We start from the raw sequence: 16,632 nt of genomic DNA, 5'->3' as shown, positions 1-16,632 counted from the left end.
CACGAATTCACGAATTGTTTTTTGGTTGTTTTCTTTTAATAATTGGCACGAATCGTTTTGACTTCAAAAGAAATTAGATTGTTTTTTTTAAAAGATTGTACTTTGAAAGTATCTCAATACTTAATACTAATATCTCAATTCTAATTAAATTTTCACCACGAATTCACGAATTGTTTTTTGGTTGTTTTCTTTTAATAATTGGCACGAATCGTTTTGACTTCAAAAGAAATTAGCTTGTTTTTTTAAGATTGTACTTTGAAGGTGTCTCAATACCTAATACTAATATCTCAATTCTAATTAAATTTTCACCACGAATTCAAGGATTGTTTTTTGGTAGTTTCCTGTTAATAATTGGCACGAATCGTTTTGGTTTCAAAAGAAATTAGATTGTTTTTTTAAAGTTTGTACTTTGAAGGTGTCTCAATACTTAATACTAATATCTCAATTCTAATTGAAGTTTCACCACGAATTCACGAATTGTTTTTTGGTAGTTTCCTGTTAATAATTGGCACGAATCGTTTTGACTTCAAAAGAAATTAGGTTGTTTTTTTTAAAGATTGTACTTCGAAGGTATCTCAATACTCAATACTAACATCTCAATTCTAATTGAAGTTTCACCACGAATTCAAGGATTGTTTTTTGGCAGTTTCCTGTTAATGATTGACACGAATCGTTTTGACTTCAAAAGAAATTAGGTTGTTTTTTTTAAGATTGTCCTTTGAAAGTATCTCAATTCTCAGTACTAATATCTCTATACCTACTTAAAGTACCTCTGCAACCTTCGCATTGATAAATTCCAAAAATTCTTCGTCTTCCTTGGTAAATGGATCTGGTGTGTGCGAATCAATATCAATTTGTCCAATGTTTTCTCCGTTGACAAACAATGGAATTACAATTTCTGCTTTTACATGAATACTACACGCAATATAATTGTCTTGCGCTTTTACGTCAGGAACTAAAAAGTTTTCGTTAGAAACAGCTACTTGTCCACAAATTCCTTTTCCGAAAGGAATGATTGTATGATCGGTTGGTTCGCCAGCAAAGGCACGTAATTTTAATTCGGGTTTGTCTCCGTTTTTAAAGTAAAACCCAACCCAATCGTAATGATCAATATTCTCCTGAAGCAATTCACATACTTTCGTCATGCGATCGTCTACAGAAAGCGTATCGTTGGAAATAATGTTTTCAATTTCGGGTTTATATGTTGCTAATGCCATGTGTTAATTCTTAAATATTCGACAAAAATAGTCGAAAAAAATCTAAAAATCTTTCTCGAAATCGTGAATAAAATCACAGAAAAAATGAATTCTACAAATTTTATGGAAAATGTGATATTTTCAATGCTTTTACTGTAAGTTTGTAGGACTTGAAATCATCTTTACAATTGTGTTAGAAAGTATTCAAAAATATAAATCGGCCCTAGGTTTTATTGTTAAGTTTTTTATCGTGTATGCGATATTGACCTATGGATATAGTTTGTATTTATCAAATTTTGAAGGTGAACCAGATGGTGTTACGCGCATTGTGGCCAATCAAACAGAAAGTATTATCAATACTTTGGGATATGCTGCCAATGTTGAGATGCATGAGTCTGAACCAACCATGAAACTGTTGGTGCATGGCAACTATGTAGGTCGTATTGTAGAAGGTTGTAATTCTATTAGTGTGCTAATTTTATTCATCACATTTGTAATTGCCTTTACCGGAAATTTAAAAAACACGATCCTTTTTATCCTTGTCGGAAGTGTCTTGGTCTATTTAGCAAACCTGTTGCGTATTGTCATTTTGGGTATTGGATTGTATAGCTTTCCAGATAAAGAATATTTGTTGCATCAAATTGTGTTTCCTACCATTATTTATGGAATGGTATTTTTGTTGTGGATGTTTTGGGTACAAAAGTTTTCAAAAAGATAAATGCAGAAAGTTTGGAAATATATCGTCATTGGATTCCTTTTCGGATTGCTTGTTTTGATACGAGCTTTCGAGAACGAATTGTTTTATGATCCTTTCCTAAATTTTTTTAAGTACGACTATTTTCAAGGAACGATTCCAACATACGAAACTTGGTCCTTGTTTTTTAGTCATATTTTTCGATATGGATTGAATATGTTAGTTTCACTAGCCATTATTTACATTGCTTTTGAAAATAAGAGTGTCGTTAAATTTTCTTTAGGCTTGTATCTTGTTGCTTTTGTGATTTTGGTTTCGTTATATTTTTATCTAATCAAACACGATTTAACGGAAGATTACTTACTCACGTTTTATGTGCGACGCTTTTTAATTCAACCACTTTTTGTGCTGATTTTACTGCCAGCCTTTTATTATCAACGTAAAATAAAACACGAAGAATTTTAAAATTACTCGTTCTCTTTTTGAATCGTAATGGTTCTCTTTTCTGAAATTAAACTACCATCTTTCGAAATCCCTTCAATAAACATCGTAATGGCTTTTATGTTTTTGTGTTTTACGGTAAAATTGAAAGGTCCTCTTCGCGGAATCAAATTGTTTGGTCGCCAATCAATAGCGCCATATTTTTGAAATGTATCATCTGTAAATGAACGATATTTTGGTTCATAATACTGCTTTGCCACACTATAACCAATTGGCGGTGTATAGCTTACAAATGACTCTCTTTTTGTAGTTGTAGTAGGCGTTAATGGCGTTTTTCGGGAGTAAATTTTAATCACACCACCAATACCTCGCATTCCATAACCTTGCCCAGTTTTATTAATGACTACACGTTCTACATTGGCGGTTGAGAAATTTCGTAAAATACTAAAATCTGAAAGTGGTGCATTATCTAAAAATATGAGTGGTGATGTGGTTCCTGGTGGATCTCCAGCCTGTAGTGTGCGTCTATTTCTTGTGAAAATAAGTAAGTTTCCGATGTCAAAAGGATCGTCTGCCACAGCATAACCACTATTCTCAATGATATTTTTTACTTGCGGATAATGCAGATATTCATCAACACCAATTTTAATTTCTTTGGCGTTTACCATCATTGGATCAATATTCTTTTCCTCTTTTTCGTTAGAACCTTCTAAGAGAACAGCATCTAAGGCTTCCGCATCTTTGGGAAAGAATCCGTTGGGAAGAATAAACATGTTGTTTTTGTTTAAAAATGAACGATCTACAATCGTATTTTCAGGAATGACATCTTCTTTAGCATTTGCGCTATATGTTAAATACAATTTAGGTTGCAAAAATTCTTCTTTGTTGTTGATGTATGAAAAACGGAGTTGTTCATCGGCTTGCGGATATACATTTTGAATCACAAATTTTCGTTCTTTATCAATAGGAATGTATTGTGCAGGCAATTCTCTAGTATCATATAAAAACACACCTCTAACACCTTTTGTTGGAAAGTTTACAGCGCCTTTAATGGTAATTCCTTGTGCAATGACTTGTTTTTTTGGTGTATTTTGAAAAATAGTTGTCCAATCGTATTTACTCCAACCTTGAGTAATGAGTAATGCATCCAACGCTTTTCTCTTGGTTTTTGTAGTGTTTGGGAAATAATATTTTGGATTTTCAATTTCGCCTCGCAGATATGGTTTTAGGTAATAACTAGAAAAAATATTATGCGCCGGATTGTTCGCTTCTGTCGTTTCTGGAAGTATCGAAATACTCACATTGGCTTCTAGAATTCCAGATCGTCTTTTTATGAGGTATAAAGAAAACTGTGAATATTCATTTTCAGTAGCTGTCTTTTTTACCATGACCGAAAGATGCTTGTCTGCTTTTTTGTTGAAAAACATACGTTCAAGAATTGGAACTTTTCCATCGAATAATGTAATGGTATTGACACCATTAAACAGTCCGCTTCTCGCAATGGTTAAACCTACTTTTTCAGTATTGTTAAAAGAAAAAGGCATCGAGCGCGCTTTTCCATCTTTGTGGATTAATAAACTATATTCTTTAGAAACGATGCTTTGTAATGTTTCCTTATTAGTATTTACTGAAATTTTAACGCTGTCTTTTTCAATAGCATTCACTTGAATCGTGATTCCTGTATTTTCTACCTTTGGCAAGCGTTTTTCACTAGTTTCTTCTTCCTTGAATTTTGTTTTGGCAGTATACGTATGATTGCTTTTGGGAGAAAGATTAAAAGTGCCAATTCCGTAATTATTGCTTTCATACGTAGTGACTTCGTTGCCGCTTTCATCATAAATAATTCCATTTACATATACGCCTTTTCCTTCTTCATTGATGGCTTTAAAAGCAATTGTATTTTCCACATTTTTTACAATATGTCCACCTTCTGGTAAAAATTGAATGTCGTATTTTTTGGAAGTATTATCTTGAAGTGTCGTAGCAGGATTGTTTCCATAAATGGTAATTTCTTCAATAAAAAAGGCATCAGACGCTTTATCAATCATGTATTGTGTAGCAGCTTTGATATAATAGGTTCCTGAATTTAATTCTTTGTCAAGTTCAAGATTTCCATTTGCCAATCCATTGCGAATGTGAATCAGTTTTTTTGTGATTTGTTTTCCATCTTCATCGTAAAGTCCCACATATAAATTGGTAGAAGCTTTCGAGATTCCTTCATCTTTTTTATCAAAAACATAGCCTTTAAACCATATTTCTTCTCCGACCAAAAAGCTAGTTTTGTTGAGGTGAATGTGAATGGTTTCTTCATGAGAAGCTTTGAAATATTCTTGGTACTGTTTGCGAATGGTAACATTTGTCTGTGCAAATGCATAGCACGAAATGCATAGTAAAAGGTAAAAACAATAGTAATTCTTTTTCATAGATAAAAAGTTCGTCAGTTTCAATTCGTTTTAAAAAAATCACCACCAAGAAGCAACTTCAAGATCGGGATTTTAGTGCGAAAATGAATTTTACTGGGAACAATTCACTTCTAAATGTGCGTTTTTAGAAATTCTATAAGTGTGGGATTCTTATGAAAAAACTATCAACTACTATATTCGAAATCGTGTTTCAAATATAGTAGTTTGAATTTTAGTATCATTTAAAGATACTGCTTTTTTTTGAATTTTGTAGTGCGTGTAAGCTATCGTACTTGAATTGTTCTTTTTTCTGAAATTAACTCGCCACTTTCTGAAATTCCTTCAATGAATAGCGTAATGGTTTTGGTACGCGTATCATAAATTTTAAAGTTTACAGCTTCCGATTTGTTGAGTTTTACTTCTGGAATCCAGGAAATAGCACCATATTTTTCAAATGTATTGCTGAGATACGAAGCGTATTTTGGCGCATAGTATTCTTTGGTCGGACTAAATGCTTTTGGTGCTTTTATACCAGAATACATAGTTTCGCTAGCTCCTGATTTTTTGAATAAAGGTGTTCTTCGCGTAAATATTCTAATGACACCACCAAAACCAGCATTCATACCTTCTCCTTGTCCAGTTTTATCAATGACAATTTTTTCTACATTGGCAGTAGATAAGTTGTATAAAATACTAAAATTACTCAACCTGGCACCATCAAAATACACGACAGGAGCAGCTCTTGGTCGCCTTCTAATTAAGATAGAAACGCGTCCTAAATTTTCATAAACATCATATCCATTGTCTTGAATAAGATCAGTAATGTTGATATATCGTTCGTATTCGCGCATTGTGATTTGCGTTACTTTGGCATTCATCAAAATAGGATCTCTTTCCTCTTTCTTTTTTACACCTTTAATCACAACTTCATCTAATTGTTGTGCATCTTTATACAAGAAATCCTTTGGCAATTGAAAATCTGATGAACTTGATGAAATTCTAGCAGTTTCGCTCAAAACAGCTTCTGTAATTTTATCGTTTCCGTTCGCCACTTTAAATCGTAAATACAGACTTGGCTTCTTAAAAAGTCCTTTTTTTGTCATGTATGAGAAGCGAATTTCTTCACCTTCTTCTAAAAATAAATTACTTATGGTGAATTTTTGATCTTTATCTAAATCGATAAATCGTGCAGAATGATTTTTTGTCGCGTATAAAAATAATTGATCAATTCCCGAAGTAGGACGATTTACTTTTCCAGAAATGGTAATTCCTGTTTCAAAATTATTCAAACCATTTGGCTTTTCTTCAAAAATATCTTTCCAATCATAGCGGCTCCAACCTTGTGTTAGTAATAAAATATCAAGTTCATATTTTTTCTTACGATCTATTTTTTGAAAATAGTATTGTGGATTTTCTACCTTTCCTTTTATATGTGGTTTTAGATAGAAATTAGATATAATATTATGACTCGGATTGTAACTTTCGGTCGCTTCTGGCAAGACAGAAATACTTACGTTTAACTTGTCTTGTAATTGTGATTCATTGATAGATAGCATAATGGAATCGTTTGCCATATTTACTTTAGAAACATTGAGTTTAGATGGTTTGATAAAGTAATCATTAAAGAACAAACGCTCTATAATTGGTGTGTTATTGTCTGTAAAAACCGTAATGGTATTGATGCCTTTGAATAAATCTTTTTTCAGAACACTGATTGCTTTTTCTTGTGAGTTGTCAAACGAAAAACCAATTGTTTTTTGCTTTCCATTTTGATGAATCAATACTTTGTATTTTTTTGTCGGATTGGTAGCCAACGTTGCTGCATTTGTATTGAAATTTAAAATTAACTTGTCTTGAAACGGATTGTTTACAATTAATGAAATTCCTTTTTCTTTGGCTTTTGGCAATGTTTGCGTGATTGTTTTTCTAGTTTCAAATTCAATCTTGGCAGTATATTGTTGATTTGTTTCTGGGAAGAATAGAAATTTTCCTAAACCTCTTGAATTTCCTTTAAAAGAAGTAATTTCTTGTTGGTTGGCATCATAGATAATTCCGTTGGCTACAACACCTTTTCCTTCCGCGTTGATTACTTTAAACCCAATTGTGTTTTTGGTGTCTGCAACTAAATTTCCACCTTCAGGAAGAAATTGAAAATCATATCGTTCAGTAGCTTCCAAAGCATCTTTTTCAGAAGGTTGTTCCGTGATGATTTCTATTTTCTGAATATATGCATTGTTTTCCTTGAAGTTTTTCATCCAATTGGTGGCTGCTTTTAGGTAATATGTTCCCGAAGTATAGGTGGAATCGATTAACATATTTCCTTTGGCAACACCGTTTTCTGCTCTAAATAATGCTTGTTTTACCTGATTTCCTTTGGCATCATAAATACCTACATGAATGTTTGTAGTGGCTTTGGAAGTGAGCTGATTTTTTTGATCGTAGGTATAGCCTTTGAGCCAAATTTCTTCTCCTGTAAAATAAGTAGTTTTGTTTAAGTGAACATACAGCGCTTCTCTTGGTAACGTAAAGTAGGCTGCATATTCGTCTTCAACACTCTTCTCTTGCTGTCCATAGATATTAAAGACAGTAGACATGGCGACGACTATTAAAAGGATGTGTTTTTTTTTCATAATGGTTTTAGTTTTAATGTTATAACTGCAACAGCAACAAAAAAAATGCCAGTAAAAACATTTTTACGATTAATTTCTAAAATCGCTTTTTCAACTTCTGAAATGACAGCTTATAACACTAATTCTTTTTTTTTGGTACTATAAAATTACGTCGAAAAGTAGTGTTGAGAAGCTGATTTAAGAAAATATTAATATAAAAAAGGAAACCGCTCAGTTTTTGAAAATGAGCGGTTTTTCTATTTATCGAACTCGAATTGTTTTACGTTCTGAGATTAAATCGCCACTTTCTGAAATTCCTTCAATGAATAGCGTTACATTTTTAGTGTACGTATCATATATTTTGAAACTCGTTGGTGTTTCTGTATTTAATTCTAACGAAGGAATCCAAGAGATTGTTCCGTACTTTTTGAAAATAGGATTTAGATATGAACTATAGTTTGGCGTATAATATTCTTTTCCTTTGGTAAACGCTTTTGTCGTTTTTGTAGATAAAAACACAATATCATCTGCTTGATTTTTGAATAGCGGTGTTTCACGGGTATAAATTTTTACGATTCCGTCAGAGACTCCTCCATTAATAGGAATGATACTGTATCTATCAACTACAATACGTTCTATATTTGCTAATGATAGATTGTATAATATGCTTAGATTAGGATCACGCAGTTGTCTGTTGTTGAAAAATACTGCGGGTTTTGGTCGTCTTGAAGCTCTATGCGAAATGCTTACACTTCCTCCATCTTGTGTTGCGTTAAAACCATTAAAATTAAGAAATTGTACAACGTTGTAATAGTTATAATAGGTTTCTTCGGTCACATCGGTTACTTCTGGATCTGCCATAAAAGGATCTTCGTAGGCCAGTCTTGAATTTTCGGCTTCTAAAACTACCGCATCAAGCGCTTCTGCTTTTTCACTGAAGAAATCTTTCGGAATTGCAAAATCGGCCGTTGTAGTAATGTTTTTGGTTTCGTTTAAATAAATTTCGGAGATTTTATCTTCTTTATCCGTCACTAAAAAACGAAGATACATGCTTGGCTTTTTGAACACACCTTTTTTGTTGATGTACGAAAAACGAACTTCTTCATCTTCTTCTAAAATTAAGCCAGTAATGATAAACTTTTGATTTTCATCTAAGTCAATGAATGCACTATTGTGGTTTTTTGTGGTGTGCATAAAGATGCGTTTTATGTCTGAAATTGGTTTGTTGACACGTCCTGAAATTGTAATTCCGTTTTCAAATTGATGCAAGGCATTCGGTTTTGTGTCAAAAATATTTTTCCAATCGTAACGGCTCCAACCTTGTGTGAGCAGTAAAATATCGAGCTCGTATTTTTTCTTTCTGTCCATTTTATGGAAGTAGTAATGCGGATTTTCTATAAAACCTTTTATATGTGGTTTTAGATAAAAATTAGAAAGAATATTGTGTTCCGGATTGTAACTTTCGGTGGTTTCTGGTAAGATAGAAATGCTAATATTTGCATTTTCATTCAAATTCAATTCTTTTACAGAAAGCAAGATAGAATCGTTTATAGTATTGAGTTTAGAGACATTAATCTTCGTATTTTTAATATTGAAATCGTTAAAAAATAATCGTTCTAAGATCGGGTTTTGTTCATTGTCAAAAACTGTAATCGTGTTGACTCCTTTGAATAACTCGTTTTTTTGAATGGTGATTACTTTTTTTGTATCACTGAATTGTAATGCCGCAGTTTTGAGTTTCCCATTTTGATGAATGAGTACTTTGTAGGTTTTATTAAGATTGTTTTTTAGTGTTTCTTCATTGGTGTTAAAACCAAGAATTACCTTGTCTTCCGGAAGACTTTGCAACATAAGTGTAATACCTTCAGTTTTTATTTTTGGCAATTCCTTTGTGATTGTAGCGCCATTTTCCAGTGTAATTTCTGCAATATATTGAGTGTCTTTATCAGGATTGAGCAAAAATTTCCCCATACCTAAAGTGTTGCATTCAAAAGAAGCGACTAGTTGTTTGCTGTCTTTATAAATAATTCCAGAAGCCGAAACACCTTTTCCGTTGGAGTCAATGACTTTAAAGCCAATATTGTTTACGGTATTTGCTACAATATGTCCGCCTTCAGGCAAGAATTGAAAATCGAAACTTGCTTCTTCGACAACCTTCTCTTCATTGATACTTTCATCAGTAATGATTTCAATTTTTTGAATAAAAGCATTGTCTTCTTTAAAATTTTTCATCCAATTGGTAGCTGCCTTTATATAATATGTACCCGCAGTAAAGGTAGAATCTATGGCAAAATTTCCTTGCATGACACCATTTGTAGCTTCAAATAGTGCTTTTTTAATTTGGTTGCCTTTTGCATCATACACACCAACATTGATATTAGTTGTAGCTTTTGAAGTGAGTTGATTCTTTTGGTCATATGCATAGCCTTTGAACCAAATTTCTTCTCCAGAAAAATAACTGGTTTTGTTTAAATGTAAATGTAGCGCTTCTCTTGGTAAGGTAAAATATGCTGAATATTCTTCTTCAATAGTTTTTTGTTGACTAAAGAGTTGTCCAATAGTCAGTAAAATTGGTAATAATAAAATGTACTTGTTTTTCATAATAATCGGTTAAAGTTTAATGGTTTACATGTCAATAATAGTTCTTCTCTTTGCAGAGTTGGTATAGAACTATGAGTGGTCATCATATTTAACGGACTTGTATTGTTTTCCGTTCAGAAATTAAATCGCCATTTTCTGAAATTCCTTCAATAAATAAAGTCACGTTTTTTGTGTAAGTATCGTATATTTTAAAAGTAGTTGCGTTTTTTGTAGTGAGTTCTACGGATGGGATCCATGAAATTGCACCATATTTTTGAAATATTGGATTTAAATAGGAACTGTAATTCGGTGCATAATATTTTTTTCCAACCGCAAATGATGCTGGTGCTGTATCCGAAAGATATTGAATTTCTACTCCAGCTTTTTTGAATAAAGGGGTAATGCGTGAATATATTTTTATAACACCTGTACTTCTTCCTCTAAGACTAGGAGCAATGCTATATCGGTCTACAACAATACGCTCTATTTGTGCTAAAGACATATTGTACAGAATACTAAAATCCCTTAAACGAACATCATTGAAAAAGACAGCAGGTGTTCCGCCTCGTGCAATTCTAGAAGAGATAGATACTCTCCCCATATTTTCAGTAGCATTAAATCCATTGTAGTTAAGATACTGTACAAGGCTCGCATAAAGACCGTAATTTTCTAATGTGATTTCGGTAACGGACGGATCTCTCAAAAAGAGATTATTGAATTTAGGTTTTTTATCCTTTTCGGCTTTTAAAATTACAGCATCTAGTTCTTCGGAAGCTTCATAAAAAAAGTCTTTTGGAATAGTAAAATCAGCAGTTTCTGATTTTATGTTTTTGACTTCTTCTAAATATACTTCTGAAATGTTATCTTCTTTATTAGTGGTTAAAAATCGCAAATACATGCTTGGCTTTTTCAACGCACCTTTTTCAGTAATGTAAGAGAACTTTATTTCTTCATCTTCTTCCAAAAAGATATTTGTTAAGGTGAAATCCTGATTCTCATCGATATCAATAAATTTGGCAGAATGGTTTTTTGTAGCATATAAAAAGAGTTGTTTTATACCTGTTGTAGGTCGGTTGACGCGTCCCGAAATGGTAATTCCAGTATCAAAACGATGTCTGACAATTGGTTTTTGACTAAAAATATCTTCCCAATCATAACGACTCCAACCTTGTGTAAGTAATAAAATATCTAACTCATACATTTTCTTTCGGTCCATTTTATGAAAATAGTATTGCGGATTTTCAATAAAACCTCTGAGATGTGGTTTGAGATAGAAATTAGAAATGATATTGTGTTGCGGGTGGTAACTTTCAGTGGTTTCTGGCAATACAGAAATACTAACGTTTGCCTTATTATTTAGATGGAGTTCTTTTACAGAGATTAAAATGGAATCTTGTATCGTATTCAACATCGCTGCATGAATCTTGGTTTTTTTTATACCGTAATTATTAAAAAATAACCGTTCTAAGATAGGTTGCTGTTGGTCGTCGAATACTGTAATTGTATTGACGCCTTTGAATAAGCGTTCTTTCTCAATACTCACCGCTTTCTTAGTGTCACTAAATTGTAGTGCTGCTATTTTTAGTTTTCCATTTTGATGAATGAGTATTTTGTATTTTTTGGAAGGATTGTTTTTTAAAGTTTCATCATTGGTGCTAAAATCAATGATGATTTTATCTTCGGAGAGACTTTGTAAGACGAGTGAAATTCCTTGCGATTGTGCTTTGGGCAACTGTTTTGTAATAGTAGTTCCGTTTTCCAGTGTAATTTCTGCCGTATACGGCTCATCTTTTTCGAATTGAAGCAAAAATTTCCCCATTCCAAGCGTATTACTTTCAAAGGAAGCGACTTGTTTTTTGTCTTTATTGTACACAATTCCAGAAACCGAAACACCTTTGCCGTTATTGTCGATAATTTTAAAACCTATATTGTTAGTAATGTTTGCAACTATATGTCCGCCTTCTGGTAAGAATTGAAAGTCGAATTTAGCTTCTTCGTCAACGGAATCTTTTACGATTTCTTCACTTGTCTTGATTTCAATTTTTTGGATGAAAGCATCGTCTTCTTTGAAGTTTTTCATCCAATTGGTTTCTGCTTTTATATAGTAGGTTCCTGCGGTAAAGGTAGAATCGACGGCAAAATTTCCATGTGTAACTCCGTTTTCTGCCGCAAACATGTGTTTTTGAACTTGGTTACCTGCGGCATCATATATACCGACATTGATATTTGTGGTAGCTTTTGAAGCGAGTTGATTTCTTTGGTCATATGCATAGCCTTTGAACCAAATTTCTTCTCCTTCAAAATAGGTTGTTTTGTTGAGATGAAGGTATAAGCCTTCTCTGGGAAGTTTGAAGTAAGCGTAATATTCGTCTTCAATGGTTGATTCTTTTTGGGCGAAAGAACTGCCTATAGAAAAGATGATTAATAATAAAAAGAGGTAACTTTTTTTCATAGTCTTCGGATGTTAATGTGCTCAAAGACGCCACAAAAAAGATACCAATACAGTTATTTTCTGTATTTTTTACAAAAAAACCTCTCAAATTCAATGAGTTGAGAGGTTTTTAATGATTTTATATTTGTGTATGATTTTACATCATTCCTGGCATTCCGCCGCCCATTGGTGGCATTCCGCCTCCAGCAGGAGCTTCTTCTTTGATGTCAATCAATGCACATTCTGTCGTTAAGATCATTCCTGATACAGACGCTGCATTTTCTAAAGCAATACGTGTTACTTTCTTCGGATCAATGATTCCTGCTTTAAGCATGTCTACATACTCATCAGTTTTAGCATTGTAACCGAAATCTTTTTCACCTTCCATTACTTTTGAAACTACAACGCTTCCTTCGCCACCAGCGTTAGAAACAATAGTACGTAATGGTTCTTCAATAGCACGCGCAATAATTTTGATACCTGTTACTTCATCTAAATTATCAGTTGTAATGCTTTCTAAAACACCTTTCGCACGAACCAAAGCAACTCCACCACCAGCAACAATACCTTCTTCAACGGCAGCTCTTGTTGCGTGTAATGCATCATCAACTCTGTCTTTTTTCTCCTTCATTTCTACTTCAGAAGCAGCTCCAACATATAATACAGCAACTCCACCAGCTAATTTAGCTAAACGTTCTTGTAGTTTTTCTTTATCGTAATCAGAAGTCGTAGATTCAATTTGTGCTTTTATTTGTCCCACACGTGTTTTAATCATTTCTGTATCTCCAGCACCATTTACAATGGTAGTATTGTCTTTGTCAATCGTGATTTTTTCAGCAGTTCCTAACATTTCTATCGTAGCATTTTCCAACGTGAAACCTCTTTCTTCAGAGATTACAGTTCCTCCAGTTAGGATAGCGATATCTTCTAACATTGCTTTTCTTCGGTCACCAAAACCAGGTGCTTTTACCGCAGCAATTTTTAAAGCTCCTCTTAATTTGTTTACTACTAACGTTGCTAATGCTTCACCATCTACATCTTCAGCAATAATTAATAATGGCTTTCCAGTTTGTGCTACAGGCTCTAAAACTGGCATTAAGTCCTTCATTGAAGAGATTTTCTTATCAAATAATAAGATAAAAGGACTTTCTAATTCAGCCTCCATTTTTTCAGAGTTTGTAACAAAGTAAGGAGATAAATATCCTCTGTCAAACTGCATTCCTTCTACCACATCTACAGTCGTATCCGTTCCTTTTGCTTCTTCAACAGTAATAACTCCTTCTTTACCAACTTTTCCAAAAGCTGTTGCGATTAATTCACCAACAACTTCGTCATTGTTTGCAGAGATTGAAGCAATTTGCTTTATCTTTTCAGAAGAATCACCTACTTTTTTTGCTTGTTTGTTTAAGTCTTCAACAATAGCTGTAACTGCTTTGTCAATTCCTCTTTTCAAATCCATTGGATTTGCTCCCGCTGCAACATTTTTTAATCCTTCTTTTACAATTGCTTGTGCTAATACGGTTGCAGTTGTAGTTCCATCTCCTGCTAAATCATTGGTTCTAGAAGCGACTTCTTTTACCATTTGTGCTCCCATGTTTTCTAGGGCATCTTCTAGCTCAATTTCTTTTGCTACAGAAACTCCATCTTTGGTTACTGATGGCGCACCAAATGATTTGCTAATAATTACGTTTCTACCTTTAGGACCTAAAGTTACTTTTACTGCATTTGCTAAAGCATCCACACCACGTTTTAATCCGTCGCGTGCTTCAATATCAAATTTTATATCTTTTGCCATGATTTTTAAGTTGTTAGCTATTGGCATTTGCCTTTAGCTGAGTTATGTTATTCTTTTAATTAAATAATTGCTAAAATGTCATCTTCTCTCATGATGATGTAATCTGCACCTTCAAACTTAATTTCAGTTCCAGAAAATTTTCCATAAAGCACAGTGTCTCCAACTTTTACTGTTAATGGTTCGTCTTTTTTACCTGATCCAACAGCGACAACAGTTCCTCTTTGTTGTTTTTCTTGTGCTGAATCTGGAATGAAAAGCCCTGAAGCAGTTTTAGTTTCTGCTGGTAACGGGGCAATCAAAACTCTATCTGCTAGTGGTTTGATGTTAACTTCGCTCATTTTGTTGAATATTTAATTTTTTAATTGTTCTATTATTTACGGAAAGCAATAAGTCAGAAATTGTGCCATTACGGGAATACTGACAAATTGAAATAAAAAAATGCCAGCTTCTGACAAGCTGGCATTTTTTGTATGTTGTTTACAAAGAGTTTTTACTTATCTCCACCGTTTGTTGTATCTGTAGAGTTTGTATTTGTATTATCGTTTGTAGTTGCTGGTTGCGTTGTTGTTTCAATATCAGAAACTTTCGATCTTTGCTCAGAAGCACTTAGGTTTGTAAAATTTGTGATTAAGATTAATACAATCAATATGGTTCCTAATGCCCAAGTACTTTTGTCTAAAAAGTCTGTTGTTTTCTGCACACCACCAATTTGTTGGTTTCCACCGCCACCGAAAGTAGAAGATAATCCTCCTCCTTTTGGGTTCTGTACCATGATTACTAGCATTAATAAGAATGCTACAATAAGGATTAAGACTATAAAAATGTAATAAGTTGAACTCATTGTATATTAATTATTTTGTTGTAATTTTTTTATTGCTCGAATTTGGTCTGCAAAGAAACCACTTTTTTCTGGATATTTCAAAATTAAAATATTATAAGCTTTAATTGCTTTTTTATATTTCTTTTGTTCTAAATATACTTTCGCCAAAGTTTCCGTCATTAGGATCGATTGATCGACACTTACTTCGTTGGCAAGGTTGATCGTTTTTTCGAGTGTTGACCTTGGTGTAATCTTCGGATTTATGTCTATGAACCTGTCTATCAGATCAAATCTTTTTTGTTTTTCTTCTTCTGTAGGCGAAGTTTCTACTGGGTTTACTACTATTTTCTCTTCAACTACAATTTCTTCTTCTGGTTCTTTTGGACTTTCGTCAGAACGATCAATAGGTTGGAAATTGGTTAATTGAAGCCATTCTGAAAAAGAGTGTTTTTCGGTTTTGTTGAATGCTAACGGTTTTCCTAATTGCAAGGTTTCTTCAGGAGTTTCTGAAGTAGTTTTTATTTCCTTTTCTGTAGCTTCAAGAACTTTCTTTTCTTTAGCTTTCTTCTTTTTCTTGTCTTTTTTATCTTTCTTTTTACGTTTTTCCTTCTCTTTAGAAACTACCTCTTCTATCTCAGTTTCAGTTTCTACTTCAGTGTTGACTTCTGTTTCAACTTCAATTTTTGTTGTTTCCGTTTTTTCTTCAACATTCGCAGCTAGTGTAATAGGAGTTTGCGTTTCTTTAGGTTGAAATAGGTCAGGATCGAGAATTGCGTTGGCTTCTTGAATCTTTGTTTTGATAGCCTCTTCCATGCGAAGATTTCGATCTACTTTTACTTCTTCAGCTTCTACTTCAATATCGTTGGTATTGTTGTGTATTTCTTTGACAGTATTAGAAATGTCGTGCTGTTCAAAAGTTTTGGAAGTAATGAAGTCAAATAGAATACTGCGATCAGTTGTATAAGCAGCGGTAATTTTTAACTGTTGATTGTATTGAAAACTATCCTGATTTTTTAATCCTTTTAAATGTACCACACGCGCAGCTTGAAAGTATGGAAATTCTTTCGTAATTGCAGCAATAGCTTCTGTTTGCGAAGCATTGATGTGCATCGGATTTTGTAATATGTATGTAAAATCAGAAATGTTCATATTACCAATTGGCTAAACTTGCGTTGAAAATATCTAGGTTTAAACGTTCAAAAATTTCTTCATGTGCTGTTGCTTTTATAGCAGGTAATTGTGTGGTGGAAGGATAATCAAAAAAGAATGAAAAACGTTTGTCAAAATCGTCTTCAGGTCTGTTTTTGTGTGTGAAACGAACTTGTACACCTATGGTTAAACGGTTTTGTGCTGCTGTATTATTGGCAGTTGCACTCATGGGAGATACACGATATTCAACAATTTCACCTTCATATGTCAAATCACCATTAGTTCTAACTAAATCCAAACTTGTCTGGTTTTGAATAAAATCTTGTAAGCCTTGTGTAAAATCTCGATCGAGTCCTGGTTCAATAATTGGTGCATTGTTTTGGAAAAAGGCAACTTGATACGTTTTGGCATTTAAGTCACCTGTTCCAGTAAAATTGTACAAACCACAACTTACCATTGAAACAGCAATGACAAGTGTTGTGATGATGATTTTTATCTTTTTCATTTTAGTATTT

The 16,632-nt window shown here is 33.3% G+C and carries 12 protein-coding genes; 2 read left to right on the top strand and 10 right to left on the bottom strand.

Features of this window, described 5'->3' with window-relative positions; genetic code table 11:
- Nucleotides 1-761: 761 nt before the first annotated feature.
- Nucleotides 762-1,217 (bottom strand): GAF domain-containing protein, encoded by a 456-nt coding sequence (locus tag Q0845_RS06175; RefSeq protein WP_298510728.1) that lies wholly within the window; start codon nucleotides 1,215-1,217, stop codon nucleotides 762-764.
- A gap of 169 nt (nucleotides 1,218-1,386) precedes the next feature.
- Between Q0845_RS06175 and xrtF the strand changes: the two genes are divergently transcribed.
- Nucleotides 1,387-1,914, top strand: coding sequence for an exosortase family protein XrtF (gene xrtF, locus Q0845_RS06170; protein WP_298510725.1), 528 nt, complete (start codon nucleotides 1,387-1,389; stop codon nucleotides 1,912-1,914).
- Nucleotides 1,915-2,355 (top strand): exosortase F system-associated protein, encoded by a 441-nt coding sequence (locus tag Q0845_RS06165; protein ID WP_298510722.1) that lies wholly within the window; start codon nucleotides 1,915-1,917, stop codon nucleotides 2,353-2,355.
- A gap of 2 nt (nucleotides 2,356-2,357) precedes the next feature.
- Here Q0845_RS06165 and Q0845_RS06160 read toward each other — a convergent pair whose 3' ends face one another.
- The 9 genes from Q0845_RS06160 to Q0845_RS06120 all read right to left on the bottom strand — a co-directional run bounded on the left by Q0845_RS06160 (nucleotide 2,358) and on the right by Q0845_RS06120 (nucleotide 16,622).
- A complete protein-coding gene (locus Q0845_RS06160) occupies nucleotides 2,358-4,754 on the bottom strand; it encodes a Plug domain-containing protein (protein ID WP_298510719.1) in 2,397 nt (798 codons plus the stop codon).
- 263 nt (nucleotides 4,755-5,017) lie between these two features.
- Nucleotides 5,018-7,363, bottom strand: a complete 2,346-nt coding sequence (locus Q0845_RS06155; RefSeq protein ID WP_298510716.1) for a hypothetical protein — start codon at nucleotides 7,361-7,363, stop codon at nucleotides 5,018-5,020.
- A 240-nt stretch (nucleotides 7,364-7,603) separates the two neighbouring features.
- Entirely contained in the window at nucleotides 7,604-9,943 is a 2,340-nt protein-coding gene (locus Q0845_RS06150) for a hypothetical protein (protein WP_298510713.1), read from the bottom strand.
- Nucleotides 9,944-10,031: 88 nt separating this feature from the next.
- Nucleotides 10,032-12,374 (bottom strand): hypothetical protein, encoded by a 2,343-nt coding sequence (locus tag Q0845_RS06145; RefSeq protein WP_298510710.1) that lies wholly within the window; start codon nucleotides 12,372-12,374, stop codon nucleotides 10,032-10,034.
- A gap of 136 nt (nucleotides 12,375-12,510) precedes the next feature.
- Nucleotides 12,511-14,148 (bottom strand): chaperonin GroEL, encoded by a 1,638-nt coding sequence (groL, locus tag Q0845_RS06140; protein ID WP_298510706.1) that lies wholly within the window; start codon nucleotides 14,146-14,148, stop codon nucleotides 12,511-12,513.
- 59 nt (nucleotides 14,149-14,207) lie between these two features.
- Nucleotides 14,208-14,486: a co-chaperone GroES gene (gene groES / locus Q0845_RS06135; protein ID WP_298510703.1), complete on the bottom strand. Its 279-nt coding sequence runs from the start codon at nucleotides 14,484-14,486 to the stop codon at nucleotides 14,208-14,210.
- Between the two features lie 152 nt (nucleotides 14,487-14,638).
- Nucleotides 14,639-14,989: a preprotein translocase subunit SecG gene (gene secG, locus Q0845_RS06130; protein WP_298510701.1), complete on the bottom strand. Its 351-nt coding sequence runs from the start codon at nucleotides 14,987-14,989 to the stop codon at nucleotides 14,639-14,641.
- Nucleotides 14,990-14,995: 6 nt separating this feature from the next.
- Nucleotides 14,996-16,117, bottom strand: coding sequence for a hypothetical protein (locus tag Q0845_RS06125; RefSeq protein ID WP_298510698.1), 1,122 nt, complete (start codon nucleotides 16,115-16,117; stop codon nucleotides 14,996-14,998).
- Nucleotide 16,118: 1 nt separating this feature from the next.
- Complete coding sequence (locus tag Q0845_RS06120; RefSeq protein ID WP_298510695.1) at nucleotides 16,119-16,622, bottom strand: LptE family protein; 504 nt, start codon at nucleotides 16,620-16,622, stop codon at nucleotides 16,119-16,121.
- Between the last annotated feature and the right edge of the window lie 10 nt (nucleotides 16,623-16,632).

This window comes from uncultured Kordia sp. (assembly GCF_947489565.1).
In the GTDB taxonomy this organism is placed as follows: Bacteria; Bacteroidota; Bacteroidia; order Flavobacteriales; family Flavobacteriaceae; genus Kordia.
Note: the sequence above shows the minus strand (reverse complement) of the source record. Positions and strands in the feature narration are given on the sequence as shown.

What these genes read in the sequence shown, in the direction of transcription:
- Q0845_RS06120 (WP_298510695.1), bottom strand. Translation starts at nt 16,622, where the DNA reads ATGAAAAAGATAAAAATCATCATCACAACACTTGTCATTGCTGTTTCA.
- secG (WP_298510701.1), bottom strand. Translation starts at nt 14,989, where the DNA reads ATGAGTTCAACTTATTACATTTTTATAGTCTTAATCCTTATTGTAGCA.
- Q0845_RS06160 (WP_298510719.1), bottom strand. Translation starts at nt 4,754, where the DNA reads ATGAAAAAGAATTACTATTGTTTTTACCTTTTACTATGCATTTCGTGC.
- Q0845_RS06145 (WP_298510710.1), bottom strand. Translation starts at nt 12,374, where the DNA reads ATGAAAAAAAGTTACCTCTTTTTATTATTAATCATCTTTTCTATAGGC.
- Q0845_RS06165 (WP_298510722.1), top strand. Translation starts at nt 1,915, where the DNA reads ATGCAGAAAGTTTGGAAATATATCGTCATTGGATTCCTTTTCGGATTG.
- Q0845_RS06125 (WP_298510698.1), bottom strand. Translation starts at nt 16,117, where the DNA reads ATGAACATTTCTGATTTTACATACATATTACAAAATCCGATGCACATC.
- Q0845_RS06175 (WP_298510728.1), bottom strand. Translation starts at nt 1,217, where the DNA reads ATGGCATTAGCAACATATAAACCCGAAATTGAAAACATTATTTCCAAC.
- groL (WP_298510706.1), bottom strand. Translation starts at nt 14,148, where the DNA reads ATGGCAAAAGATATAAAATTTGATATTGAAGCACGCGACGGATTAAAA.
- Q0845_RS06150 (WP_298510713.1), bottom strand. Translation starts at nt 9,943, where the DNA reads ATGAAAAACAAGTACATTTTATTATTACCAATTTTACTGACTATTGGA.
- Q0845_RS06155 (WP_298510716.1), bottom strand. Translation starts at nt 7,363, where the DNA reads ATGAAAAAAAAACACATCCTTTTAATAGTCGTCGCCATGTCTACTGTC.
- groES (WP_298510703.1), bottom strand. Translation starts at nt 14,486, where the DNA reads ATGAGCGAAGTTAACATCAAACCACTAGCAGATAGAGTTTTGATTGCC.